26 protein-coding genes are annotated in these 24,243 nt (G+C 43.6%); 17 read left to right on the top strand and 9 right to left on the bottom strand.

Going from position 1 to position 24,243, the window contains the following annotated elements; translation table 11 throughout:
- The first annotated feature begins 190 nt into the window (after positions 1-190).
- Together ICN33_RS02310 and ICN33_RS02305 are read left to right on the top strand one after the other, a co-directional pair.
- Positions 191-1,555, top strand: coding sequence for a cytochrome ubiquinol oxidase subunit I (locus ICN33_RS02310; protein WP_216196519.1), 1,365 nt, complete (start codon positions 191-193; stop codon positions 1,553-1,555).
- 3 nt (positions 1,556-1,558) lie between these two features.
- On the top strand, positions 1,559-2,575 hold the full coding sequence (locus ICN33_RS02305; RefSeq protein ID WP_216194185.1) for a cytochrome d ubiquinol oxidase subunit II: 1,017 nt from the start codon (positions 1,559-1,561) through the stop codon (positions 2,573-2,575).
- Between the two features lie 60 nt (positions 2,576-2,635).
- On the opposite strand, the gene ICN33_RS02300 is transcribed toward ICN33_RS02305, so the two are convergent.
- The gene (locus tag ICN33_RS02300) at positions 2,636-3,331 is read right to left on the bottom strand and encodes an SDR family NAD(P)-dependent oxidoreductase (protein WP_216194183.1); all 696 of its coding nucleotides are present in this window, start codon (positions 3,329-3,331) and stop codon (positions 2,636-2,638) included.
- Between the two features lie 151 nt (positions 3,332-3,482).
- Between ICN33_RS02300 and ICN33_RS02295 the strand changes: the two genes are divergently transcribed.
- A complete protein-coding gene (locus ICN33_RS02295) occupies positions 3,483-4,169 on the top strand; it encodes a cupin domain-containing protein (RefSeq protein WP_216194181.1) in 687 nt (228 codons plus the stop codon).
- A gap of 37 nt (positions 4,170-4,206) precedes the next feature.
- On the opposite strand, the gene ICN33_RS02290 is transcribed toward ICN33_RS02295, so the two are convergent.
- Genes ICN33_RS02290 through ICN33_RS02280 form a run of 3 tightly spaced genes read right to left on the bottom strand, consistent with a single transcriptional unit; the run spans position 4,207 to position 6,236 of the window.
- Positions 4,207-4,593: a dihydroneopterin aldolase gene (locus tag ICN33_RS02290; protein ID WP_216859634.1), complete on the bottom strand. Its 387-nt coding sequence runs from the start codon at positions 4,591-4,593 to the stop codon at positions 4,207-4,209.
- A gap of 10 nt (positions 4,594-4,603) precedes the next feature.
- Positions 4,604-5,614, bottom strand: coding sequence for an NAD(P)/FAD-dependent oxidoreductase (locus ICN33_RS02285; protein ID WP_216194179.1), 1,011 nt, complete (start codon positions 5,612-5,614; stop codon positions 4,604-4,606).
- Complete coding sequence (locus ICN33_RS02280) at positions 5,607-6,236, bottom strand: alpha-ketoglutarate-dependent dioxygenase AlkB (protein WP_216194177.1); 630 nt, start codon at positions 6,234-6,236, stop codon at positions 5,607-5,609. The genes ICN33_RS02285 and ICN33_RS02280 overlap by 8 nt, the downstream gene beginning before the upstream one ends.
- Positions 6,237-6,316: 80 nt before the next feature.
- On the opposite strand from ICN33_RS02280, the gene ICN33_RS02275 reads away from it, so the two are divergent.
- Positions 6,317-6,496 carry a hypothetical protein gene (locus ICN33_RS02275; RefSeq protein WP_216194175.1) on the top strand — a complete coding sequence of 60 codons (180 nt, stop codon included), beginning with the start codon at positions 6,317-6,319 and terminating at the stop codon, positions 6,494-6,496.
- Positions 6,497-6,601: 105 nt separating this feature from the next.
- Here ICN33_RS02275 and ICN33_RS02270 read toward each other — a convergent pair whose 3' ends face one another.
- Entirely contained in the window at positions 6,602-7,243 is a 642-nt protein-coding gene (locus ICN33_RS02270; RefSeq protein WP_216194173.1) for an LON peptidase substrate-binding domain-containing protein, read from the bottom strand.
- A gap of 132 nt (positions 7,244-7,375) precedes the next feature.
- Here ICN33_RS02270 and ICN33_RS02265 point away from each other — a divergent pair, with 132 nt between their 5' ends.
- A complete protein-coding gene (locus tag ICN33_RS02265; protein ID WP_216194171.1) occupies positions 7,376-7,522 on the top strand; it encodes a hypothetical protein in 147 nt (48 codons plus the stop codon).
- 32 nt (positions 7,523-7,554) lie between these two features.
- Positions 7,555-7,983 (top strand): DUF2244 domain-containing protein, encoded by a 429-nt coding sequence (locus ICN33_RS02260; RefSeq protein ID WP_216194169.1) that lies wholly within the window; start codon positions 7,555-7,557, stop codon positions 7,981-7,983.
- Here the strand turns inward: ICN33_RS02260 and ICN33_RS02255 are convergent.
- Positions 7,975-8,520: a hypothetical protein gene (locus ICN33_RS02255; RefSeq protein ID WP_216194168.1), complete on the bottom strand. Its 546-nt coding sequence runs from the start codon at positions 8,518-8,520 to the stop codon at positions 7,975-7,977. The genes ICN33_RS02260 and ICN33_RS02255 overlap by 9 nt on opposite strands.
- A gap of 21 nt (positions 8,521-8,541) precedes the next feature.
- Here ICN33_RS02255 and ICN33_RS02250 point away from each other — a divergent pair, with 21 nt between their 5' ends.
- From ICN33_RS02250 to ICN33_RS02225, 6 genes are all read left to right on the top strand, one after another.
- Positions 8,542-9,144: an Rrf2 family transcriptional regulator gene (locus ICN33_RS02250; RefSeq protein WP_255530565.1), complete on the top strand. Its 603-nt coding sequence runs from the start codon at positions 8,542-8,544 to the stop codon at positions 9,142-9,144.
- 20 nt (positions 9,145-9,164) lie between these two features.
- Positions 9,165-10,565 carry an exonuclease domain-containing protein gene (locus tag ICN33_RS02245; RefSeq protein WP_216194165.1) on the top strand — a complete coding sequence of 467 codons (1,401 nt, stop codon included), beginning with the start codon at positions 9,165-9,167 and terminating at the stop codon, positions 10,563-10,565.
- Complete coding sequence (locus ICN33_RS02240) at positions 10,566-11,819, top strand: DASH family cryptochrome (protein WP_216194163.1); 1,254 nt, start codon at positions 10,566-10,568, stop codon at positions 11,817-11,819.
- An 82-nt stretch (positions 11,820-11,901) separates the two neighbouring features.
- Positions 11,902-14,103 carry an OsmC domain/YcaO domain-containing protein gene (locus ICN33_RS02235; RefSeq protein WP_216194162.1) on the top strand — a complete coding sequence of 734 codons (2,202 nt, stop codon included), beginning with the start codon at positions 11,902-11,904 and terminating at the stop codon, positions 14,101-14,103.
- A 26-nt stretch (positions 14,104-14,129) separates the two neighbouring features.
- The gene (locus ICN33_RS02230) at positions 14,130-14,825 is read left to right on the top strand and encodes a nitroreductase (RefSeq protein ID WP_216194160.1); all 696 of its coding nucleotides are present in this window, start codon (positions 14,130-14,132) and stop codon (positions 14,823-14,825) included.
- Positions 14,826-15,060: 235 nt separating this feature from the next.
- Positions 15,061-15,633 carry a phasin family protein gene (locus tag ICN33_RS02225; RefSeq protein WP_216194158.1) on the top strand — a complete coding sequence of 191 codons (573 nt, stop codon included), beginning with the start codon at positions 15,061-15,063 and terminating at the stop codon, positions 15,631-15,633.
- Between the two features lie 69 nt (positions 15,634-15,702).
- Here ICN33_RS02225 and ICN33_RS02220 read toward each other — a convergent pair whose 3' ends face one another.
- The gene (locus tag ICN33_RS02220; protein WP_216194156.1) at positions 15,703-16,338 is read right to left on the bottom strand and encodes an NAD(P)H-dependent oxidoreductase; all 636 of its coding nucleotides are present in this window, start codon (positions 16,336-16,338) and stop codon (positions 15,703-15,705) included.
- 132 nt (positions 16,339-16,470) lie between these two features.
- Here ICN33_RS02220 and ICN33_RS02215 point away from each other — a divergent pair, with 132 nt between their 5' ends.
- On the top strand, positions 16,471-16,827 hold the full coding sequence (locus ICN33_RS02215) for a DUF1622 domain-containing protein (protein WP_216194154.1): 357 nt from the start codon (positions 16,471-16,473) through the stop codon (positions 16,825-16,827).
- A 68-nt stretch (positions 16,828-16,895) separates the two neighbouring features.
- Here the strand turns inward: ICN33_RS02215 and ahpF are convergent, their stop codons facing one another.
- Both ahpF and ahpC read right to left on the bottom strand, forming a co-directional pair.
- Entirely contained in the window at positions 16,896-18,473 is a 1,578-nt protein-coding gene (gene ahpF / locus ICN33_RS02210; protein ID WP_216194152.1) for an alkyl hydroperoxide reductase subunit F, read from the bottom strand.
- Between the two features lie 99 nt (positions 18,474-18,572).
- Complete coding sequence (gene ahpC / locus ICN33_RS02205) at positions 18,573-19,136, bottom strand: alkyl hydroperoxide reductase subunit C (protein WP_216194150.1); 564 nt, start codon at positions 19,134-19,136, stop codon at positions 18,573-18,575.
- 324 nt (positions 19,137-19,460) lie between these two features.
- On the opposite strand from ahpC, the gene ICN33_RS02200 reads away from it, so the two are divergent.
- The 4 genes from ICN33_RS02200 (at position 19,461) to ICN33_RS02185 (ending at position 24,183) form a co-directional block, all read left to right on the top strand.
- Positions 19,461-20,282 carry a hypothetical protein gene (locus ICN33_RS02200; RefSeq protein ID WP_216859633.1) on the top strand — a complete coding sequence of 274 codons (822 nt, stop codon included), beginning with the start codon at positions 19,461-19,463 and terminating at the stop codon, positions 20,280-20,282.
- Between the two features lie 21 nt (positions 20,283-20,303).
- Positions 20,304-21,185 (top strand): hypothetical protein, encoded by an 882-nt coding sequence (locus tag ICN33_RS02195; protein ID WP_216194148.1) that lies wholly within the window; start codon positions 20,304-20,306, stop codon positions 21,183-21,185.
- 44 nt (positions 21,186-21,229) lie between these two features.
- Positions 21,230-22,339 carry a linear amide C-N hydrolase gene (locus tag ICN33_RS02190; protein WP_216194146.1) on the top strand — a complete coding sequence of 370 codons (1,110 nt, stop codon included), beginning with the start codon at positions 21,230-21,232 and terminating at the stop codon, positions 22,337-22,339.
- Positions 22,340-22,476: 137 nt separating this feature from the next.
- Positions 22,477-24,183 (top strand): amidohydrolase, encoded by a 1,707-nt coding sequence (locus ICN33_RS02185; RefSeq protein WP_216194144.1) that lies wholly within the window; start codon positions 22,477-22,479, stop codon positions 24,181-24,183.
- Positions 24,184-24,243: the final 60 nt, after the last annotated feature.

Below are 24,243 nucleotides of genomic sequence, written 5' to 3'. Positions count from 1 at the left end.
AATGCGAAATCCATGCTCAAGCAATATTCCATATCAACACTATTAAACATTCAGGCCTTCTTGCGGAGTAATGAGCTGCTTGTAAATAATGGCCTGCATGCGTGGAAGGGAATCCTTAGCTTAGAAATTGTTATTCAACGGAATACTTAAATTAGTGACACAATTATTGGCATCACTTCAATAGGGAGCCATCGTGCTTGATACGTTGCTTTATAGCCGCATTCAATTCGGTGCAAATATTTCCTTCCATATTCTCTTCCCAACAATTTCAATTGCATTGGGCTGGTTTCTCTTTTATTTCAAGATTCAACACAATAGAACTGGGTTAGTTCACTGGCAAGAGGCCTATCAGTTTTGGATCAAGATTTTTGCCCTGACTTTTGCTTTAGGTGTCGTGAGTGGCATTACGATGAGTTTTCAGTTTGGCACAAACTGGCCGGGGTATATGGAGACCGTTGGTAATATTGCGGGCCCCTTGTTGGCTTATGAAGTATTGACAGCATTTTTTCTTGAAGCGACCTTTTTAGGAGTCATGCTCTTTGGGGCAAAGCGTGTCTCGCAAGGTGTCCATACATTAGCTACCTTTCTTGTGGCATTTGGTACTAGCCTTTCTGCTTTCTGGATCATTGCCTTAAATTCATGGATGCAAACCCCACAGGGATTCACCATGATTGATGGTAGAGCACATGCTGTTGACTGGATGGCCATCATCTTCAATCCGTCGATGCCTTATCGTCTCGGCCATATGATGTTGGCATCCTTTCTGACGGTGTCATTTTTCTTGGCTGGCATTTCTGCTTACCGTTATCTGCGTAATAGCCGATCACAAGCAAACTTACTGGTAATGAAGTTGGCCCTTACTGTCGCAATGGTTTTAATACCCATTCAAATCATGCTTGGAGATCAGCACGGTCTCAACACCCTTCAGTATCAACCTGCAAAGCTAGCTGCTATGGAAGGAATTTGGGAGGGTGGCCCTGGTGTGCCTGCGGTGATCTTTGCAGTACCCAATCAACAAACCCATGCCAATGATTATGAGGTCAGCATCCCTAAACTTGCATCGCTTTACTTAACCCATAGTTGGGATGGCGCGGTTAAAGGCTTAAATGAATTCGGAGACAAGATTCCGCCAGTAGCGCCTGTATTTTTTGCATTTCGGATTATGGTTGGTATTGGCGTCTTAATGCTTTTATTTTCATGGTTAGGGCGTTGGCAATTACGTAACAATCAGACTCCTCCAAGATTGATGGCCAAAGGTTTAGTGCTGATGACCTTTTCTGGTTGGATTGCTGTTTTGTCAGGTTGGTATGTGACTGAAATCGGACGTCAGCCGTATTTAGTGACCGGGGTTTTGACAACCGCTCAAGCCGCAACAACGTTACCAACGGGCATGGTTTTCAGCAGCCTTTTTGCTTATTTAATTCTGTACTTTGGGCTGCTGTGTGCCTACATCTGGGTGGTTTTTTATCTAGCTCGCCAGGCGGATGATAAGGAGAGCGCTAGTGCACACCTGACAAGCAAACCTGAAACCATCTGGAGTCTATTTAGGACCTAAGCTATGACGTCAATTGACCTCACCCAAGCATCAGTCTGGCTTCCACTCTTTTTCTTTGCGGCCATGGGCATTGCCATGCTTTCATATGTGGTTCTGGATGGCTATGATTTAGGCATTGGGATGCTGCTCAGCCGAGCGCCAGATCACGATAAAGACATGATGATTGCATCGATTGGCCCATTTTGGGACGCTAACGAAACATGGATTGTTTTGGGTGTTGGCTTATTACTAGTTGCGTTTCCTCTAGCTCATGGGGCAATACTGACAGAGCTCTACTTGCCGGTAGCAGCAATGTTGATTGGATTGATCTTACGCGGAGTTTCGTTTGACTTTAGAGCCAAGGTAAATATCGAGCAAAAGCCACTTTGGAACTTATTATTTTATATTGGCAGCCTGATTGCTTCTGTCTCTCAGGGCATCATGATTGGCCGTTTGATTGTAGGCTTTGATTCGGGAATTTTGGGCTGGATCTTTTCTCTGCTTGTCGGCGCTTCTTTGCCGGCTGGCTACATTCTCTTGGGGTCTACTTGGCTCATCTTGAAAACTGAAGGGGACCTTCAGCGGCGATCATTTCGATGGGCTAAAACAAGTTTATGGTTCACCGGGTTTGGGGTCGCATTAGTTTCTGTTGCTACCCCGTACTTTAGTTCTGAAATCATGCATAAGTGGTTTTCTTGGCCACAAGTTTTTTGGCTCTCTCCGATACCAATTGCAACTGCAATTTTATTTTTCCTTGCCAATCGATTTATTGGGGCGATAGAAAAGGGATCTAGTAAGCAAGAGTGGTTGCCATTTGCCTGCGTCGTTGCTATTTTTTGGCTAGCATTTTTTGGTATTGCCTATAGCATTTTTCCATATGTCATTATTGGAAAAATGACTTTGTGGCAAGCCGCGGCTGCTACTGAATCCCTTTGGGTTATTTTTTGGGGTGCAATCATCGTGCTACCAACGATTCTTGGCTATACACTCTTTTCATACCGAATTTTTAAGGGTAAGGCCCGTCCACTCACTTACTATTAGTGCATCAGCCGCTTCCTCGCTGTACATAAAACTACGCAGCGCTAGAGTGAATTCGATTTCCTACCAAGGCAATTTTTCGCCTGAGTATGTCAGAAAACTTCCTGAATCTTCTTTGTTTACGTTCGCTAGGACATTAAACATATCGCTCACAGCTTCTAGCGGATCTCTACCAATTTGTTGGCCTCGAAAAGGTTGCGACAATCCGGAGTTAACAGTGCCAGGATGCAGGGCAATCAAAGCAATATTAGGCTTTGTTCTTGCAAATTCAATAGAAGCTGTTTTCAAGATCATATTTAGAGCGGCTTTAGAGGCTCTATAGCTATACCAGCCACCGAGGCGGTTATCTTCAATGCTGCCCACCTTGGCTGAGAGTGTTGCCATGACTCCATGCTTTGGATCTAAGAGTTTTGAGAAGTGCTTTATTGTTAAAGCGGGACCAATGGTATTGGTGTTGAACATTTCGTTTAATTGAGCCGGGTTTAAATCATCCAGTTTCTTTTCGGGCATCCATTGTTCAGAATACAATATCCCAATCGTATTAATGATTAATTGAAAAGGTCCTAACTCAGCCAGACTACTTGCGGATACTTCAATAGTCTCAGGATGATGGTAGTCAATTGCATGAGAGGAATTGCGATGAATGCCAATTACCTTGCTGCAAGATGGAAGATCTTCTAGTAGTTTCACAAAATGCGATCCAATAGTGCCTGATGCTCCGATGACAAGGGCGCTGAATGGATTTGGAAGTAAGCTCATAAAAACCTTTTAAACCGTTAATTAAGTTCAGTGTATTCAAGAGACTTTAGCGCAGTTCGCCTAAGCAGGTATGCATCAAGCTTGGTCTTGTGTGCACTTAATCCATTAGCTTGCTATGCTTAGGGATGTTTGCATATCCGGGATGTAGCAAGTGAATATCAATTCTGATTACAGCAAGAGGGTGGTTATAAACCACCATGATTTACCTTGGGTGCCTAGCCCTGAGCAGGGGGTTGAAAGACGCATGCTCGATCGCATAGGCGATGAGGTAGCAAAGGCGACCTCTATCGTGCGTTATCAACCTGGAACCCAATTTAAAACCCACACCCATGAATTTGGTGAGGAGATCTTGGTTTTAGAGGGGGTCTTTAGTGATGAGACGGGTGACTACCCTGCCGGCACCTATCTTATGAATCCGCCAGGATCGTCCCATGCACCATTTAGCAAGTCTGGCTGCACTCTTTTCGTGAAGTTACGACATCTTGGTCCAGATCAAGTGGAGCGAGAGGTTATCGATACCAAAGCTGCTTCTTGGTTCCAAGGCATGGTTCCAGGCCTTCATGTAATGCCACTAATGCAGCAGGGTAGTGGTTCAACTTTGGTTCGTTGGGCGCCGCAAACGTATTTCAATCCCCATAAACATTATGGTGGCGAAGAAATCTTTGTGGTTGATGGGGTATTTGAGGATGAGCATGGGCGCTATCCAGCTGGCTCATGGATTAGAAGTCCTCATATGAGCCTGCATCAGCCATTTAGCAAAGAGGGCTGCACCATCTTTGTAAAGACTGGGCATTTGCTAGAGGGTGGTGATAGCCAGCAAGCCGCTTACTATCGCTGATAACTAATATTGCGCTGACTTGTAAATTGAATAAAGCCTAGCTTCTCAATTTTGATAAGGCTTCCTGGTCAAGACTTAGTCTAACGCCAAGTGAACCAGAGTGTTTGTTGACGGGTGATTTTCTAAGGCTGATTTCTAGGGCTTGGATCTGAGAGTAGCCAGCACAGGCTGCAACGATTCTGCTCACCAATCTTTCCTGAGTTTCATAATGACAATCACCAGCTAGCCTAGCAATATCTAAGACCAGAGGATCATAGTCAAAGACATGACTCATCTTATCCTCAGCAATCAGAACTAGATTCGAGTCAACCCAAAGGGTGAGATCCAGTAAATGACTATCGGGGATGATGTCACCAGTCTTGTAGGTCCCAATCTGAGTTTCAATTTTGAGGTCCCGTAATTCGATAGATGCTTTGCAAGACATAATGTGAGCCTTATGGGTTTAATGTTGTTGCTGAAATATTGATTGCGCTTGCTAGTTGATAGCCGCTTAACCAAGCTCCCTCAACTCTGCCGCCATTGAGCCAATCGCCACATAGACTGAGTTTGCTATCTGCATTAAAAATAAATCCCATTTCTGCATGAATTGCGCCACTTGCATAACGCCAGCGATGGATAGCGATTTCAGCTTTCGCGCAATCTAGACCGAGTTTCTTTGCGGACTCTAGAATAAGTTGTTTCGCCTCTTCTTTATCAAGCTCAATCCATTGCTGACTCCATTGAGGGTTGGCATGTATAGTCCAGGTTTCTTGACCTGTACGTCCGGGCTTAGAATTATTTTTAGAGATCCAGCTGATGATTTCATTGTTGATGAAGGCTGCATCAAAAGGGATATTGGCTTTCTCTGATAAACGCGCTATCAGCGTCCAACAGCCTTGCATATGCACGCTAGAGCAAAAGGCTTCCATGGAGTGATCTACTGATTTCGCAAGAGCGCTGGCCTGAGGCGCAGGGATTGCCAATACTAAATAATCAAAGGATTGGGTAATGTCACCACTTTCTAAACTGTGGAGAAACCATTTCCCATGTTGTTGATAAATTTTATCGATGGTCTGATTGCATTCAATCGATAACTTATCGGCTAAATATTTCCCGGGTGAGTTCATGGCGGGAACGCCTACATAACGACTGTCTTTAGAGGTGCTCTCATGCCATTGATTGGCTTCATATACATTTAAGCGGGGATGCCAAGCAGCTGCTACACCCGCCTTAATCCAGGTATTTAACGCTTCAATAAATAATGGATCTCTTGCTGTGAAATATTGAGCTCCATGATCTGCGGACCACCCATCACCATTACGAGTACTCATGCGGCCGCTTGGCCCACGACTCTTTTCATATACCTGAACTTGAAAGCCCAGAGCCTGCAATCTAGTCGCACAGCTAAGACCTGCTATACCCGCACCGACAACGGCTACATTGAATTTTGATTTGGGATTACTCATCACCAGTATTCATACTTCTAAAGGTCAGATTAATCCGTACTTCCGCTATCGTTTTTGTTTTGAGTAATGCATGCTGCCAAAATTCTTGAGTGGGTGCATGCATGATCAAGGCGCTTCCATTGTCTAAAAAAAGCGATATGGTTTTCTTATCTTTTTTGTGGCGAAAGGCAAACTTACGCCGTGCGCCTAGGCTCAGTGAAGCGATAGGAGAGTGAGGATTGAGCTCTTTTTCATCATCGCTATGCCATCCCATGCCATCATTTCCGTCATGGTAGAGATTTAGTAGGCAAGAATTAAAGCGAGTGCCTGATAGTTCCTCTATTCGGGCTTTAATTGATAAAAGCTCAGGAGTCCAGGCTTGCGGCTTCTTTTTTACCCCAGAGTAAGTGTAAGAGCACTTTGGATCACCAACCCAAGCAACCTTACGGCGTGTAGTGAGCAATTTCCCAAACATCATGAGTCGGTCCGGCTCCCATGTAAGTGATGATTGAAGTTGATCTATTAATTGAGCGGAGCTTTGCTCGGTATAGACCTTGGGATAGTAATGAGCGGATCCATTCATTGGCAATAGATTGAAAGCATCGTCACTAAAAGGCGTGTCAAATAATAAACTTTGCATCATTTGCTAATTAGAAGGTCAAGCGCTGGTTTCATAAAAACCCTAGAATAGCCTTAATCTCAATTTCTTGAAAAGGCAGGTTTATGAAAACCCCAGATAAACGTTGCTGTGGTTCAGGCGTATGCATTATTAATGATGCGGGCGAGTGCTGGTGTGGACAAGTTTGGGATGGCGAAAAAATGGCTGCTCCTAGTTTGAATTTGCCGACCAAGTTAGAGAGTGTTCAAGCAATAGATCCTAGCAAAGTTAAGCCAGAATCTTAGGCTTAGTCTTTAAGCGGTTTTCTACATAGCCGGTGGCGTTAGGAAGGCACTATCCCCCACACCATTTCTCGAATCGTTTTACGAATAAGCTCATCCAGCATGGATTTAGTGCAGCTTCAGACTTCTTAGATCATCATCTTCGATAATTTCTGTAACCAGATCAAGCCTGATTCTGGGGTTGGTCTGCGCTAGCAAGTGGTTTTTTTGGGCTAAGGAGATTGGTAGCAGTTCTGCAAGGCGATTAGAAACCCAGCCACAGTCATCGACTTTAAAAGGTTTCTTAAAGGGCGCCTCTCCCAAAAGATCTTCGCTTTGAATAACTGAAATGATTTCATTTAATAAATGAGCTACCTTCTGGTGCTCTTCAGGAATTGGGGTAATGGGATCGTTTTCCAGTAGCTCTACTTCACCAATCCATAGGCCGCTAGATTCTTGTCTGCTATTGAGGAGCTTAAAACGCTGCGTACCAAACGACTTGGTCATGTATAGGGCGGGCTGAACAGGATCAAAATCTTCGATTTGGGCTAGAGTTCCAATTTGAGAAAAGGTTAAAGATGGATCATTTTCATCATCAAGGCTTTTCATAATGCTGATAACGCCAAATTCTGTTTTTTCACGTAAGCATGACTTAATCATGTCGAGATATCGCGCCTCAAAGATCTTGAGCGCAATGACTCCATCGGGGAAGAGTACGGTTCCTAGTGGAAATAGCGGAATTTTTCGGGGAGAGGGGTCTGAATTAGTCATACATTCAATTTAATGGATTTAATTTATTTCTGCTGACGTCCATCCCACGCTAAATGACCCTCCACTTTTGTCTAGGCTCAGCAATAAAAGGCGTTTCCGATTACATTCAAGGTTCACCAATAGGAGATAAACATGGTCCAAAAACTTCGCATTAAGCTCGCCCGCTGGATTTTGGGGAAGCATTGCCCTTGCTATCAAATGGGCTACCACACTATGGTTGATTTTCAGCAGCGCAGTGCTGATCAGTTAGCCAAAGCCCAAGAGCGCAGTAAAAATTAATCAGCTCTAGCTAGCCCCTTATTTTCTTAAGCATGAAACGTTGGCAAATGCGCAGAAATTGCGCCTTGACTCCCAAACAGCTTCTAAAGTTCTATATTGTGCTGGTCTGCCTTTCGGTGACCGTTGCAACAGGCTTCTTTTTGGCGGGAGTATGGGTCATCCTCATTTTTACAGCTTTAGAGCTAAGTGCGGTAACGCTCGGATTTTTAATCTACTGTAGACATGCGCTTGATTGTGAAACCATTGAAATCGATGGTAAACGCCTGGTTGTTAAAAAATTTATTGGCTATAAAGAGAGTGTGTATGAATTTAATACGCAATGGGCAAAAATAGAGCCGCCAATCGATTCTTCAAAGGTATTTCACATAAGCCAATCCAACCTACGTGTGGAGATCGGTCAGTTTTTGAGACGTGAGCAACAAATACCTTTAATTGCCTCTGTTCGAGTTCACTTAGGATGAGTGGCGAGCGCTTAAGCGCCATGCTACTAAGGTGCTACAAAATAATTGGATAGCCAGCAATAAGATGACTAGGGTATTCAAGATTTGGAAGTAGTTTGCAAAAGGTGAGAGCATGACCGGCATACCATCTACCAGCGCGGTTTCTCGTAAGTAATCCATACGCGGTATCAAAAGAAAGCTCACTGTGGCAACTGCCATCATGAACATTAGCGTAGGCAGACGGACGTTTTTAAGCGGGGCTGAACCCCTTTTAATAAGGATGTTAGCAATGCTTAAGATTGCGAATGCACACCCTAAAAAATAGTATGAAAGATGCTGCACCACTATGTGCGCTACCATACCTGCCGCTTGAGAATCATTCATTAAAAAATAAGCAGCCAAGCAGCAACAAATTTGAGCAATCATTCCGCCGGTCAGAATGGAGGCAAGAAAGCTCAGAAGTCGATAGGTAGAGGGGTGCTTGGGTCTAATTACTTCAACCATAAGTTGTATAGGGTTAATTAATGCGCTGCAGCACATTCTTGAAATCAGTTTCATACTAGCTCCAATCTAACTTTTATGCCGAAAGCCCACATGGAAGTCACCAAAGCAGTCAGAGTAGCCTTGAATACCCTTGTTGATATTGCGAGCCATTCAGCTAATGGGCAGCTCGTCCCCGCTCCAGAGATAGCAAAAAGACAGCGTATATCGATCAGTCGTATCGAGCTGTTATTGCGTCCACTCAGAGAGTCAGGTCTTGTTGTTGCCGTTAAAGGGCGCACCGGTGGATATCAACTTTCAAAAGATCCTGGAATTATCACTATCAAGGATATTGTTCTGGCAATGAACCAAATTAAGAAGAAAAAAGTTGAGGTATCAGATATTGCTAAAGAGTTATATCAATCGCTTGAGACTTATATGATGAGCTGCATCTCTAATGTGACCTTGTCCACCGCAATCAAAGATTACATTCCGCGTTTTAGTGATGTACAGACAGCGCCTGAGCGAAAGTCTTATTTACCAGTAGAAAAGCAAGATGCCATTAAGCAAGCCAGAAAGAAAAAAGGGGAAGCTCAGAAGGTTGTGAAAACGACATTTAAAAAAATTGAGGATACGCCTCGTGGCCCAAACTCTATTTTCAGCTTTGCTGATTATTTAAATAGAGGTTCGTCCGCAAACTAACCAGAAATCATGTTGCTAGCGTGAATGACAAGCTTAACCATTACCCAGATTTAGCTTTTGTTGATATTGAAACGACCGGCTCTCATTTCGATCGTGATCGCATTACTGAGATTGGAATTAAAACCCTAGCGGGCAATGATGTTCAGGTATGGGAAAGGTTGATCGACCCACAAACCTATATTCCTCTTAATATTCAGAGGCTAACTGGTATATCCCCAGCAATGGTGAATGAGCAACCTTGTTTTTCTGAGCTTGCTGAAGAATTAAAAAAAGAGCTAGAGGGAAAAATATTTGTCGCTCATAACGCTCGCTTCGATTATGGTTTTATCAAAGCATCCTTCAAGAGGATAGGCATTGACTTTAAGCCGAAAGTTTTATGCACCGTTAAGCTGTCTCGATTGTTATTTCCAGATCAGCCGCGCCATAATCTCGATACCATCATCAGCGCACATGGGCTAAAAGTAAGTGCTAGGCATCGTGCATTAGGGGACGCTGACTTATTACTTCAATTTTGGCGCGTGTGTGAGTTAAAGTTTGGACATGCAAAATTAAATGAAGTCATAAACCAGCTTATTGGTAACGTCAGTCTTCCCTCTAACATAGACCAGAATTTAATCGATTCCATACCCGTTGGTCCGGGTTGCTATATCTTTTATGGTGACAACAAGATCCCTCTTTATATTGGTAAAAGCATTTCCTTGAGAAGTAGGGTAATGGGACATTTTCAGGGTGCATTAACCCAGCGCAAAGAAATGAAGCTTTCTTTGCAGGTGCGTGATATTGATTGGATCGAAACTAGTGGGGAGCTAGGCGCTTTAATTCTGGAGTCAAAGTTAATAAAAGAACGCATGCCCTCTATGAATATCAAGCTGCGCAGATCTAAGGATCTATGTGCATGGCGCTTGGTCGAAGATTCTTGTGGTGTGCTTACACCTACTTTAGTTACTCACCATCATCTCGCCCCTGGTTTACAAGAAAATCTTTATGGTTTGTTTTACAGCAAGCGAGAAGCCCACTCTTACTTAAAAGCAATTGCTAAAAAATTTCATCTATGTGAGGCATTGCTTGGTCTGGAGAAGCGCATTGAAGGCAAGCCCTGCTTTGGTTACCAAGTCAAACAATGTGGTGGTGCATGTCTAAATCTGACGCCTATAGCCTTACATAATTTGCAGCTAAAGACTGCGCTGGAGCTCTTTAGGGTGCAAGTGTGGCCTTATTCTGGTGCTATTGCTATTCAGGAGGGCGGCGAAATGATTGTGCTGGATAAGTGGTGTTACTTAGGGACTGCCATTAATCAAGATGAGCTCTATGAGTTGGCTGAATCTGGAGAGGCTGAGTTTGATCTTGATATTTATAAGATCGTTAAAAAAGCGCTCTCTGGACCCTATAAGAATCAAGTGATTCCGATCGGCATGCAATAAATGACGACTGCAATCTACTGGTTTAGAAATGATCTCCGCCTAAAAGATAACCCGTCCCTAATGCAGGCGTGTATGGCGGCTGACCAGCTTCTTCCGGTCTATGTTCATCTACCCAACCTAGAACAAGAGACGCCATGGGGATTTCAAAGAATGGGGCAGCATCGCAAGATATTTTTGGATCAATCTCTGCAAGAATTGCGTAGCGAGCTCCGAGACTTCGGATCCGACTTAGTTGAAGTACCTGGCGATGTTTTAGATGTGTTTGAGAAACTCAGAGCGCAGATTGATGCAGATGTTATTTATTGTGAGCAAATTCAAGCCCCTGAAGAGTTGGAGCAAGTAGCACTATTAAGGAACGCTGGTTTCAAGATAAATCCAGTCTGGCAATCTAGTATGTTGGATTCTCAGTCTCTGCCATTTCAAATGCAGGAGATGCCGGATGTATTTACCCAATTTCGTCAGCAGATTGAAAAAAATAAATTCCGGTTTGCCTATCCTGTGGATCATCTTAAGAGTATTCCTCCATTACCGGCTATTGATATTTCCTCTACACAATCGCTCGGCAGAAATACTATATCTACTGGTGGCAAGTTTCAGGGTGGAGAGCAGAGCGCACATACTCATATTCAGCAATATTTTGAGCGCCGTCTTCCCGATACTTATAAACAAACACGCAATCAGCTGATTGGCATGGATTACTCCAGTAAATTTTCTCCATGGCTAGCACAGGGTTGTTGTTCAGCGAGAACTATTGCCAAGCAGTTATCGGAGTATGAAATTTGCTGTGGTGAAAATGAGGGAACCTATTGGTTGTGGTTTGAATTACTTTGGAGAGACTACTTTCGGTTTTTGCACTTTAAGTATGGCAAAAAACTGTATTCCCCCAAAGGTTTGAGTAAGCATCTTGGCAATGAGTTTGATAGTGAACATTTCTTTAAATGGTCGTCTGGCAATACCGGGGAGTCTCTGATTGATGCCGGTATGCGTGAATTGAAAAAAACTGGCTATCTATCCAATCGTATGCGTCAAATCGTGGCAAGTTATTGGATTTATGACATGAAGGGTGATTGGCAGGCGGGTGCAGCTTGGTTTGAATCTCAATTGATTGACTACGATGTATATAGCAATCAAGGGAACTGGTTATATATTGCCGGTAAAGGTACTGACCCCAGAGGGGGTAGACCTTTTAATGTGGCCAAACAAACCCTAGATCATGATCCTGATGAGGTGTATCGCAAAATGTGGCTAACTTAGGCTGTAAAGGCATTCTGCAGATTGGCGTTGCGATGGATAATGGTGACCACATCATTTTTTGCGCTATTTTGGAATAAACGCCATGGAAATTAAGGTCAACTTTCTCGATAAGCTTCGCCTAGAAGCAAAGTTCGATGACTTCACTGTCATTGCTGACCAACCAATCCGATATAAGGGTGATGGATCTGCTCCAGGACCATTTGATTATTTCTTGGCCTCATCTGCCTTATGTGCAGCTTATTTTGTAAAGTTGTACTGTGACACCCGCAATATATCTACAGAGAACATTCGTCTTTCACAAAATAATATTGTTGATCCAGAAGATCGTTACCAACAAATCTTTAAGATCCAAGTCGAATTACCAGCGGACATTTCCGCAACTGATCGACAAGGTATCTTACGATCTATTGAACGTTGCACAGTCAAAAAAGTAGTGCAAGCTGGACCAGAATTTGTCATTGAGGAAGTTAAAAACTTAGATGCAGATGCACAGACTCTGCTGACTTTAAGGTCGGCTTCTGATGCGAGTACTTATATTGTCGGCAAAGATCTGCCACTAGAGCAAACCATTGCCAATATGTCGGGCCTCTTGGCCAATCTGGGCATAAAGATCGAGATTGCCTCTTGGCGCAACCTGATTCCCAATGTTTGGTCATTGCACATTCGTGATGCGCACTCCCCAATGTGCTTTACCAACGGGAAGGGTGCTACAAAGGAAAGTGCTTTAGCTTCTGCTCTGGGCGAGTACATTGAGCGACTGAGCAATAACCATTTTTATGCCGGCGCGTTCTGGGGTGAAGACATTGCGAACGCAGCGTTTGTACATTACCCAAATGAGCGGTGGTTCAAGCCTGGCAAGAAAGATGCATTGCCGACAGAAATTTTAGATGAGTACTGCCTAAATATTTATAACCCAGATGGGGAGTTATACGCTTCGCATCTGGTAGATACCAATTCTGGAAATTCTGAGCGCGGCATTTGTTCGCTGCCCTATGTACGGCAATCAGATGGTAAGACGGTGTATTTCCCATCAAACCTCATTGAAAATTTATTCGTAAGCAATGGAATGAGTGCTGGCAATACCTTAGCCGAGGCTCAGGTTCAGTGTTTATCGGAGATTTTTGAGCGAGCAGTAAAGCGTGAAATTCTGGAAGGTGAAATTGCATTGCCAGATGTACCGCAGAGTGTGCTCGTTAAGTACCCCGGTATTTTGGCTGGCATTCAAAGTCTGGAGGAACAGGGCTTCCCCGTACTGGTAAAGGATGCCTCTTTGGGTGGTGTTTATCCAGTGATGTGCGTAACTTTGATGAATCCCCGAACTGGCGGTGTATTTGCTTCCTTTGGTGCGCATCCAAGTCTTGAGGTTGCGCTAGAAAGAAGTTTGACTGAGTTATTGCAAGGCCGTAGCTTGGAAGGTTTAAATGATTTGCCTCCGCCAACTTTTGCTAGCGAAGCAGTGACTGAGCCCAATAATTTTGTAGAGCACTTCATCGATTCTAGTGGCATCGTATCTTGGCGCTTTTTCAGTGCTAAATCAAATTATGAATTTGTAGAGTGGGATTTCTCTGGTGACGGTGAAAATTCTAATGTCCAGGAGGCTGAAGCTTTGTTTGGCATTCTGAAAGATATTGGCAAAGAATCGTATGTGGCGGTATATGACGAGTTGGGTGCCATTGCCTGTCGAATCTTGGTGCCTGGGTATTCAGAGGTTTATCCGATTGAAGATCTCGTCTGGGATAACACCAATAAGTCTCTACTGTTCCGCAAAGACATTCTCAATTTGTCTCAACTAGATGATATTGGCCTAGCTGCACTCTTGGATCGCTTAGAGAATAACGAACTAGATGAGTATGGCGACATCGCCACGCTGATTGGTATTGAGTTTGATGAAAATACAGTCTGGGGTCAGCTCACCGTGCTCGAGTTGAAACTGCTGATTCAGTTAGCGTTAAAGCAATTTGAAGAGGCGCATGAGCTAATAGGTGCTTTTCTTCAGTACAACGACAATACTGTCGAGCGTAAATTGTTTTATCAGGCTCTAGACGCCTCCCTCGAAGTGCTCCTAGATGATGAATTAGAGATGGCGGACTATGTTGTCAACTTCCGTCGCATGTTCGGCGATCCTAGGATGGATGCCGTTTTAGGATCCATCGATGGGAGCGTTCGTTTCTATGGTTTAACGCCAACCAATATGAATCTTGAGGGCTTAGATAGGCATCATCGCTTAATGGATAGCTATCGTAAATTACATAAAGCACGAGCCAGTAGCGCAATAATTAAGTAAAGCTAAAGAATGTAAAAGGAATTTGAATGAAGACATTAACTGCGGTTGAGGCAATTACTTCGCGTATGTCGGTAAGAGCATTTACAAAAGAAGCCGTCTCAAAAGAGACCATCCTCAAGTTGCTTAATATATCTGCGCGAGCCCCTTCGGGCACGAATACTCAACCCTGGAAAGCATATGTTGTAGAGGGCAATGCGCTTAAGGAATTATGCGAAAAAGTGTGTGCTGCATATGACAGCATTGCACTCAATCCTGAGTTAGCAAAAGAATATCAACCAGCCTACGACTATTACCCGTCCAAATGGTTTAGCCCCTATATAGATAGACGCCGTGAAAATGGGTGGGGCTTGTATGGATTATTGGGAATTACGAAAGGCGATAAAGACAGGATGCATGCACAGCATCGAAAAAACTTCGAAGCCTTTGGTGCGCCAGTGTCTATATTTTTCACAATCGACAAAGAGCTTGGTAGGGGCTCCATGCTGGACTATGGGATGTTCCTGCAGAATATGATGGTTGCAGCTAGAGGTGAGGGCTTAGATACTTGCCCACAAGCGGCCTGGAATGATTATGCAAAGATCATCCTGCCATCAATTGGTGCCAAAGAGCATGAGATGCTTGTGTGCGGTATGGCACTGGGATATGCCGACAAACGCGAGATAGTAAACAGCTTTCATACCCCTAGAGTGAGTGCTGAAGAATTTACTACTTGGGTAAAGTGATAGCGTCCAACCTGCTATTTCTAATGATTTTTAGAATCTTCTGCTCATTCCTTTATAAATTTTATGGGTTAAAGCTCGCTTTTATTTCGCAATAAACCGCATTTAAAGGCTTTAAATAGGGTTTTAGGAAATATTTGTTGCTTTGCAACAAAAATATCTTGCATTTCTAAAATAGCGATTTTAGAATGGTGCATTGCAATAAAAACCCCACATTTACTTAAAGATAGGATAAATCATGTTCCAAAACCAATTAAACGATCAGTTCGCTGCTGCACAAGCTAAAGCAATCGAAAGCGCTAAACATTTGGCACAAGTTGCTGTTGAAAGCGCTCAAGAATTAGCTGAAATCAATCAAGCCGCTGCTAAAGATGCTTTAGTTGCCGCTCAAGATACAAGCACACAATTGTTGGCGATCAAGGATCCACAAGAATTGGCTAAATTAGCTCAGCCAGAAGCTGCTCAAGAAGCCGCTAAATATGCTGCTGCTTACCAAGCTAAAGTAAACAAAGTAGTTCGTAACGGCAACAAGGAAGTAGCTCAAGTAGTTGACGCTTCTATTGATGACGCACGTGCTGATTTGGTTAAGTTTGTTAAAGAAGCTACTAAGACAGCTCCTGCTGGTTCTGAAGCTTTTGTTTCTGCATTCAAAACTGCATTTGAATCTTCACTCCAACAGTTTGATCAAGTTCGCGCAACTGCAACTGACGCATTTGCTAACTTTGAGAAGAGTGTTGATGCTGCTTTGGCAAATATTCAAGGTCAATACGCTGTTGCTAAGCCAGCTACAAAAAGCCGTAAAGCTGCTTAATTAGTTAAGCTAGTTTTGCTGTTAAAAAGCCACCCTCGGGTGGCTTTTACTTTTTCAGGTCTTAAAAAATTACTCAATCCAAGTAATAAAGCTTTCTACAGGCCTTCTGATTTTTTTGAGGTTTACCAACCAATCCTCATCTGCTTTTCTATATCCCAGGGGTAGCATGACAACGCTCCGCAACCCTTTTCCCTTGAGATTCAGGATTTCATCTAGCGCCGCTGCATCAAATCCCTCCATGGGGGTGGAGTCCACCTCTTCGTATGCGGCAGCAATAAGAGCTGTACCAAGTCCAATGTAAGCTTGCTTTGCGGCATGAGTGAAGTTAGTTTCGGCGTCTCTTGCTGTGTAGTTGCTTAGTAAATTTTGACGATAGATGTCGCCCGCCTCACTTTTAAAGTTGCGCAACTTCTCAGTCATATCAAATGATTGGTTGATGCGGTCTGCAGTATAGGTATCCCAGGCGGCGAACACGAGCAAGTGAGAAGAATCCACCACTTGTGTTTGGTTCCAGGAAATTGCTTTAATCTTTTCGCGAATAGATTTATTAGTGATCACCAGTACTTCATATGGCTGCAGTCCACTAGAGCTGGCAGTCAAACGAATAGCCTCCAAAATTTGCTCTACTTTTTCCTGGGGGACAGATTTTGTGGAATCCATTTTTTTGGTAGCGTAGCGCCATTGCAGTTTGTCAATCAAGCTCATTCATCTTCCTTGGGATTTAATAAAGTAATGATTCAGTGTAATTTATATTGAGATACAGCGCTAAAGGTGCTCTCGGCTTTCATTCTTCTAAAGGAGTTAATATGAGCTTATTTAAACTCAACAACCTTCAACATGAATCAAATTGAAATTATTCGAGAAGTAAGCGATGTCATGGATGCCTTAGGGGTGGCCGTTGTATCTATTGGCGTTTTATGGGGACTCTTTTGTTTTGCAAGGGGCTTGATTACTCAGACGGCCGATGTTGCCTATAAATTCTTTCGCATCCAAATCGTGCGCTCCCTTATTCTGGGGCTCGAAGTCTTGGTTGCGGGGGATGTGATTCGTACTGTAGCAATTAGTCCAACGTTGACCAGTGTTGCTGTATTGGGTGCTATCGTTTTAATCCGCTGTTTCTTGAGTTGGTCGCTCACCCTTGAGATTGACGGCCGTTGGCCTTGGCAAGCGCCGAGATCGGGTGAATCAGAATAATTAGTATTTTTCTGCGCAAAAAAGGGAGTCCGCAAGACCCCCTTTTTATTTGGTAATCAAACGACTGCTTATGCAGCTACGGCTTCTTGCGGTTCAGTAACGGATGAACGTATTAAGTAATCAAATGCCCCGAGTGAAGCTTTAGCACCTTCACCCATAGCAATAATGATTTGCTTATATGGAACGGTGGTGCAGTCACCAGCTGCAAAGACACCCGGTAAAGAAGTTTCACCTTTTGTATCAACAATCACTTCGCCATGCTTTGAGAGATCAACACTGCCTTTAAGCCAGTCAGTATTTGGCAACAATCCAATTTGCACGAAGATGCCTTCAAGATCAATCGTATGCTCAGCATTATTGGTGCGGTCTTGATAGCGTAAGCCGCTGACCTTGCCATCTGCGCCCAATACTTCCTTGGTGAGTGCGCTCATAATGACCGTGACGTTTGGCATGCTAGCCATCTTCTTTTGCAATATCGCATCTGCACGCAATTTGCTATCAAATTCAATTAAGGTCACGTGGCTAACGATGCCTGCTAAATCTATGGCAGCCTCAACCCCGGAGTTACCGCCACCAATCACGGCAACACGCTTACCTTTGAATAAGGGGCCGTCGCAGTGAGGGCAATAGGCAACGCCTTTGCCGCGATATTCTTGTTCGCCAGGAACATTCATCTCTCGCCAGCGCGCACCAGTGCTTACTATTACCGACTTGCTAGTAAGGACTGCACCATTTGCTAATTCCACTTCAATCCCATTGGCAGTTTTACGTAATGCATTGGCACGCTGCAAGTTCATGATGTCCACTTCATAGCTTTTCACGTGCTGTTCAAGTGCTTGAACTAATTTAGGCCCCTCAGTCTCCTTAACGGAGATAAAGTTTTCAATACCCATGGTGTCCATTACTTGACCGCCAAATTTCTCAGCAACAATACCAGTGCGAATACCTTTGCGCGCAGCGTAGATTGCTGCGGATGCACCAGCAGGGCCGCCACCAATGACCAATACATCAAATGGATCTTTAGCAGAGAGTTTTGCAGCCTCTTCCTTAGGTGTTGAGGTATCGAGTTTGGCAACAATCTCTTCAACGCTCATGCGACCTTGGCCAAATGCTTCACCATTCAAGATCACAGTTGGCACTGCCATGATTTGGTATTGATCCACCAAGCCTTGGTAAAGAGCGCCATCAATCATTTCATGAGTGACATTGGGATTGAGGGCTGCCATCAAGTTCAAAGCCTGCACAACATCAGGACAGTTATGGCAAGACAAAGAGATAAATGTCTGAAAACTGAGCTTTGCATCAAGCTTGATAATGCGGTCAATTACCTCTTGTTCTACTTTGGCTGGGTAGCCACTGGCTTGCAGAATGGCTAAGATGAAGGAGGTCATCTCATGGCCCATCGGCAGACCTGCAAAGGTAATTCGAGCTACTTGATCAGTTTTGCTAACGGTAAAACTTGGAATGTGCTCACTTTTGCCGTCAGTTTTTACAGTGATCTTGTCAGATTGCTCGGCTACTTCATTTAAGAGTTCAAGCATCTGCTGAGAGCTATCGCTGCCATCGATGCTAGCCACCAAAACGATTGGGCTAACGATCTTTTCAAAGTAGACCTTTAACTGGGATTTGATATTGGTATCAAGCATGATGATTTCCTTGGGTATTTTTTAGGTGAGTCTATTGGGCAGGATCATGTCCTCTCCAATAGACTCTCTTAAAGAGAGTCTATGGATTACTGGTTCTACTTAGATCTTGCCTACGAGATCCAATGATGGAGTCAAGGTTGCAGCGCCTTCTTTCCACTTAGCTGGGCAAACTTCGCCTGGGTGTGCTGCTGTGTACTGAGCAGCCTTCAACTTGCGCAAAGTTTCAGAAACGTCACGAGCGATTTCATTTGAATGAATCTCTGCTGTCTTAATGATGCCTTCTGGGTTGATGATGAATGTGCCGCGCAATGCTAATCCTGCTTCAGGAATGTGAACACCGAATGCATTTGTCAAAGTGTGTGTTGGGTCGCCAACGAGGGGGAACTTTGCTTTACCAACAGCAGGAGATGTCTCATGCCAAACTTTGTGTGAGAAATGGGTATCAGTTGTCACGATATACACTTCAGCGCCTAACTTCTGGAACTCAGGATAGTTCTCTGCTGCATCTTCAATTTCTGTAGGGCAGTTAAAAGTAAATGCTGCTGGCATGAAAATCAAAACTGACCAATGGCCCTTGAGGGTTTCGTCAGTAACAGTTACGAACTTGCCATTGTGGAAAGCTTCGGTTTTGAAGGGTTGAACTGCTGTATTAATAATGGACATACTGTGCTCCTAGTTTTGGTTAATCAATTTCGTTAGTAACTACTGCAACTGGATGAATTTTGAACCTCAGTTGTTTATTTGTCTAATGAATTAATTTGATAGTTATGATCGAATTTTTAGATAATTGACTGCTAGGGTGATTTTGGGTGCTTAAGAGGTAGTAAAGGGTGTTTTTGACTGCATGGTTGTTTGGCCCTATTTGGGGGTTGTGCGCTCTAGGTTTAACCCTCAATTACGTTATTTAACATCGTTGAAGTCTATATAATCGCCCTAAAATTTGGCATTAAAAATTCTTTGTCCACCCAATATCTAATTAGCTCAATTATGAATAAGAAAATCCTCCTCGCTTCTTTAATAGCAACATCTTCCATCTTGATGTCTGTAGGTGTTGCTCGCGCAGATGAGAGCCTGTCTCCGATTCCCAAGATTTCTAATGAGTGGACTATTGACGTAACGCCTTATGTTTGGGCTCCCAATATTAGTTCGACACTCAATTACAAAGGTCAATACCTTAATACTGCCGATGTAAGCATGAATGATGTGATTAGCAATCTCAAGTCTGGTGGAATGATTGCTGGAGAGGCTCACTACGGTAGTTGGGGCGTGATGGCCGATCTGGTTAGCGCTACTTTGCAAAAAACTGGTACTACATCAGTAACTCCAGCATCAGGTTATAACTTTAGGTTAGCAATGAAGCCTACCGTTCAGCAAACAATTTTGACTGGTGCCGCTACTTATAATTTATTAAATAATCAAAATGCTAATGTTGATGGCTTATTGGGAGTTCGCTGGATTAGCATTACAGCTACCCTGAACCTGGCGCTTGACGGAACAAATTATTCATTGAGCGACTCCAAGACTGTCAGTACTGTTGATCCAATTGTAGGTTTCAAAGGGCGCTACCGCATTGCGGATTCAACTTGGTACGTTCCTTTCTATGCCGATATTGGCAGCGGTGGCGGTACAACTAACCTAACATGGCAGGCTATGGCAGGCGTTGGTAAGACGTTCGAGAAATGGGTTGATGTTGCTTTGGTTTATCGTAGCCTTTACTACGATATGAGCAGCTCAAAAACGAATGGTGCAGGTCTTCTGCAAAAGACGACCTTTCAAGGCCCGCAATTATCGGCAACATTCCACTTCTAATTTCGCTTTTTAAAAATCGTTATGAAATTCACTCTCAAAATTACCTCGGCTTCAATATTGTTTGCCGCATTTATGAGCTCATCATTTGCTCAAGAAATTCCTGCGCGTGCAGGCACAGTGGCTGCTGAGAACTCAGGCGCCGTCACTGTTTCTGCTAAGCCAGCAGTTAATAGTGTGGATATTGCAAAGAAATTAGCAAATCCAATTGCCAATATGATTTCGGTACCGCTTCAGTACGAATTCAGTCGTGGTGTGGGCAGAAATCAGGGCGGCTCCGAGCAGACTCTCTTGTTCCAGCCGGTGGCCCCATTTAATCTTGGTGGTGGTGACGTCTTTATCGTGCGCCCTATTATTGCGGGCGTTAGAGAGACTAGTGTGCAAACTGCGCCTGGCCAATCATTTTCCGGATACGGAATTGCAAGCGTAACTCTTGAGTCTTTCTATGCTCCTAATACCAACTCTTCTTGGATCTGGGGTGTTGGCCCTTATGCACAATCACCATCAGGCAACAGTGGTAAGTTCGGTTCACAGCAAACTGGCGCCGGCGTTACTGGAGTGGTGCTAAATCGCCAAGGCCCTTGGACTTACGGATTGCTTGGTTACCAATCATGGAACATGGGTGGTAATCCGGCTTTTGGTACTCAAAATAATTTGTATGGTCAGCCATTCGTTGCTTACACTAATAAAGATGCTTGGACCTACACGGCCAATATGGAAGCCTTATATAACTATGACGCACACCGTACTACCAATCCACTTTACGTTGGCGTCTCGAAGTTAATGGTGTTTGATGGTGTTCCAGTTTCATTTGGCGCAGGCCCAATTTATTACGTTAGCAACACGCCTGGCGGCCCATCCGGTTGGGGTGCTCGTGCGACGGCAACCTTGGTAATTTTGAAGTAATTTATTGCTCTAGTACTAACTTATAAATAGATAGGAAGTTCATCATGAAACAAAAAATTTTTAAAAAAGTACTGGCTGCTTCGGTCTCAGTTACCTTAGCATTTGCACCATTAGCCGGCGAGGCCTGCACTAGTTTCTTGCTTAAAGGCAGCGACGGCGGTTATGTATATGGCCGCACGATGGAGTTTGGCTTGCCCTTGAATTCGCAATTAACTACTATTCCAAGAGCTTATGCCCTCAAAGGAATTGGTGTTGATGGTAAATATGGTTCTGGCCTGAATTGGAATTCAAAATATGCGGTAACTGGCATGAATGCACTTGGCTTGCCTGAGTTCGTAGATGGAATGAATGAGAAGGGCCTCATTGGAGGCTTATTGAACTTTCCAAACAGTGCAGCATATCCGGCAGTTACTCAAGCAGATTCAGCAAATAGCATCAACTCAGTACAGGTACTCACTTATGTACTCACAAATTTTGCCACTATTGATGAGGTGAAGGCTGGCTTACCGAAGATTCAAGTGAACGGCGCCAAGTTGGCTGTCTATGGTAATCGGACTCCCCCAGTCCACTATACATTCCATGACAGTAATGGAAAAAGTATTGTGGTTGAGTACTCCAAAAGTGGATTATCCATTTACGATAATCCGACTACTGTGTTGACTAATGATCCTCCATTTCAGGATCACCTCAATAGCATTGGTAACTACTCAAATCTTTCTAAGGTAGAGAAGCCGCCGCTGGTAATTAATGGCGCCACCTATGCAGCTCCAAGTTCTGGCAATGGATTGCATGGTCTACCTGGAGATTTCTTGAGCCCAAGCCGTTTCATTCGCGCACTATTTTTATCCAACTCAGTGCCAGCGAACCTTACAAATGCTCAGATGGATGGTGCTGCATGGCATATTCTAGGAAGCTTTGATATTCCTCCTGGATCAGTCACATTGCCGGCTAGCAATCCTTACGGTGGCGGCACTGGTGGCTATGAGGTAACTGAATGGACTATTGTGGCGAACAATAAAACCATGTTCTACAACGTCAAGATGTTTGAAAATAATAATATCTATACATTCGATCTGAAAAAAATGGATGTGAATGCTAAAGAAATAAAGTACATTAAATTAGCTCAGCCAAAAGTTTTGGTTCCAATGAATTAATTGAATTAAGCTTGCTTATTCATTATTGAAAGGGGCTCGCTTGTCGAGCTTCTTTTTTTCAAATAAATACCTTGGCATCAGTAATACCATTGGTAGCGGTCAAGCAACCTCAACATTTTAAATAATAGGACCCTAATATGAAAATTTCTCCAAAACTCCTTTCAGCATTACTGATGGCGCAATGCGCAGTCACTTTTGCCAAGGGTAATGCCGATACAATTTTTTTTGGCGGTCCGATTGTTACGGTTAACGCCAAAAATGAAGAAGTTCAGGCGCTTGCAGTACAAAACGGCAAGATTGTTGCTGTGGGCACTAAAGACGCTGTCATTAAAGAGTGGCAAGCAGATAGTACAAAGGTAGTTGATCTCAAAGGTCAAACTTTGATGCCAGGTTTTGTTGAGCCTCACGTGCATATTATGGTTACTTCAGTTTTCGAGGGTTTGGGCTTGAACTTGAGCAACTTCACTTTGCCTTATGACACCAAAGAAACATTGGCCCAGAAAATGAAGGCTGCCCTTAAAGATGTTCCTGCTGGCGGTTGGCTTTTTGGTTTTGGTGTCGATCCATCTCGTACCACTCCTTTTATGGCTGAGCTCACTGCTGATGATTTAGATAAGGTATCTAAAGAGGTTCCAATCTTTATCGTCAATCAATCTGGTCACATTGGGTATGTCAATCACAAGGCTATAGAGCTTGCTGGCGTTACGGATCAAACGCCTAATCCAGCAGGCGGCGGTGTTTTTGTAAAAGATGCAAAAGGTAAGCTCACTGGAAAGTTAGTGGAGCCACCTTCTTATTTGCCATTTATGGCGAAAATGCCAGCCCCAACTGAAGCCCAATTAATGGGCGCTATTCAGGGCACGATGAAGAAAATGTCTTCCACTGGTGTCACAACTGCGTCCGAGATGAGTGTTGGTGGCAATTTCGGCGTGGATAAAGAAGTTGCGATCTATAGGTCAATTTTTGCAAAAAATGCATCACCCATTCGAGTACGCGGATATTTGTTTAGTGAGTCCATGCCAACTGGAAAAACTACTATTAAGCCGAACGAAGGCGATGATCAATTGCGCTTTATTGGTATTAAATATATTTCTGACGGCTCTACCCAGGGTTTAACGGCCGCTCTAAATGCACCTTACACCTATCCAAAAAACTCTACATGGAGTGGGGCCCTCAATTTTAAAGATGTAGAAATTTATGCTTCTATGAAATCATTTTTTGATCAGGGTTGGCAACTTTCTACCCACGCTAATGGCGATAAAGCAATTGATCAAACTTTAGCTAGTTACACAAAGTTATTGGCAGGTAATGCTAAACCACAAGATCGTCGTTTACGTATGGAGCATTTCACTGTCAATAATGAGTCTCAAGTGAAGCAGGCAGTAAAACTTGGAGTAGTTCCAAGCTTCACTATTGGTCATGTTGATTACTGGGGCGCTGCATTTAATAACCATATTATTGGGCCAGATCGCGCTAAACGAATTGATCCAGCCGGAGATTTTAAGCGTGCAGGCGGAAAATTTACATTGCATAGCGATTCACCTGTTTCAAACGTGGGTCCTTTGAATTACATTAGCGAAGAAGTAACACGCCAATGGCAGTTGCCGCCGCAAAAAGTATTAGGCCCTGATCAGGCGGTTAGTGTGGATGATGCTATCCGTGCCATTACTATTGATGCGGCTTATCAATTATTTGCCGACAATATTGTAGGCAGCCTTGAGGTAGGCAAGCAAGCTGACTTAGTGATCTTGGAAAAGAATCCACGTCAGACTCCCCCGGCAGATATCCGCAATATTAAAGTGAAGAGTACTTGGGTCGATGGCAAGCAGGTTAACGCTAACTAAAAGTAGCTCCAATCTTCAAAAGATGTATTAAAAACACCCGCATTGACGGGTGTTTTTATT

The organism is Polynucleobacter sp. UB-Tiil-W10, assembly GCF_018881605.1.
In the GTDB taxonomy this organism is placed as follows: Bacteria; Pseudomonadota; Gammaproteobacteria; order Burkholderiales; family Burkholderiaceae; genus Polynucleobacter.
The sequence above is the reverse complement of the archived record's forward strand: the minus strand, read 5'-3'. Positions and strand labels throughout refer to the sequence as shown.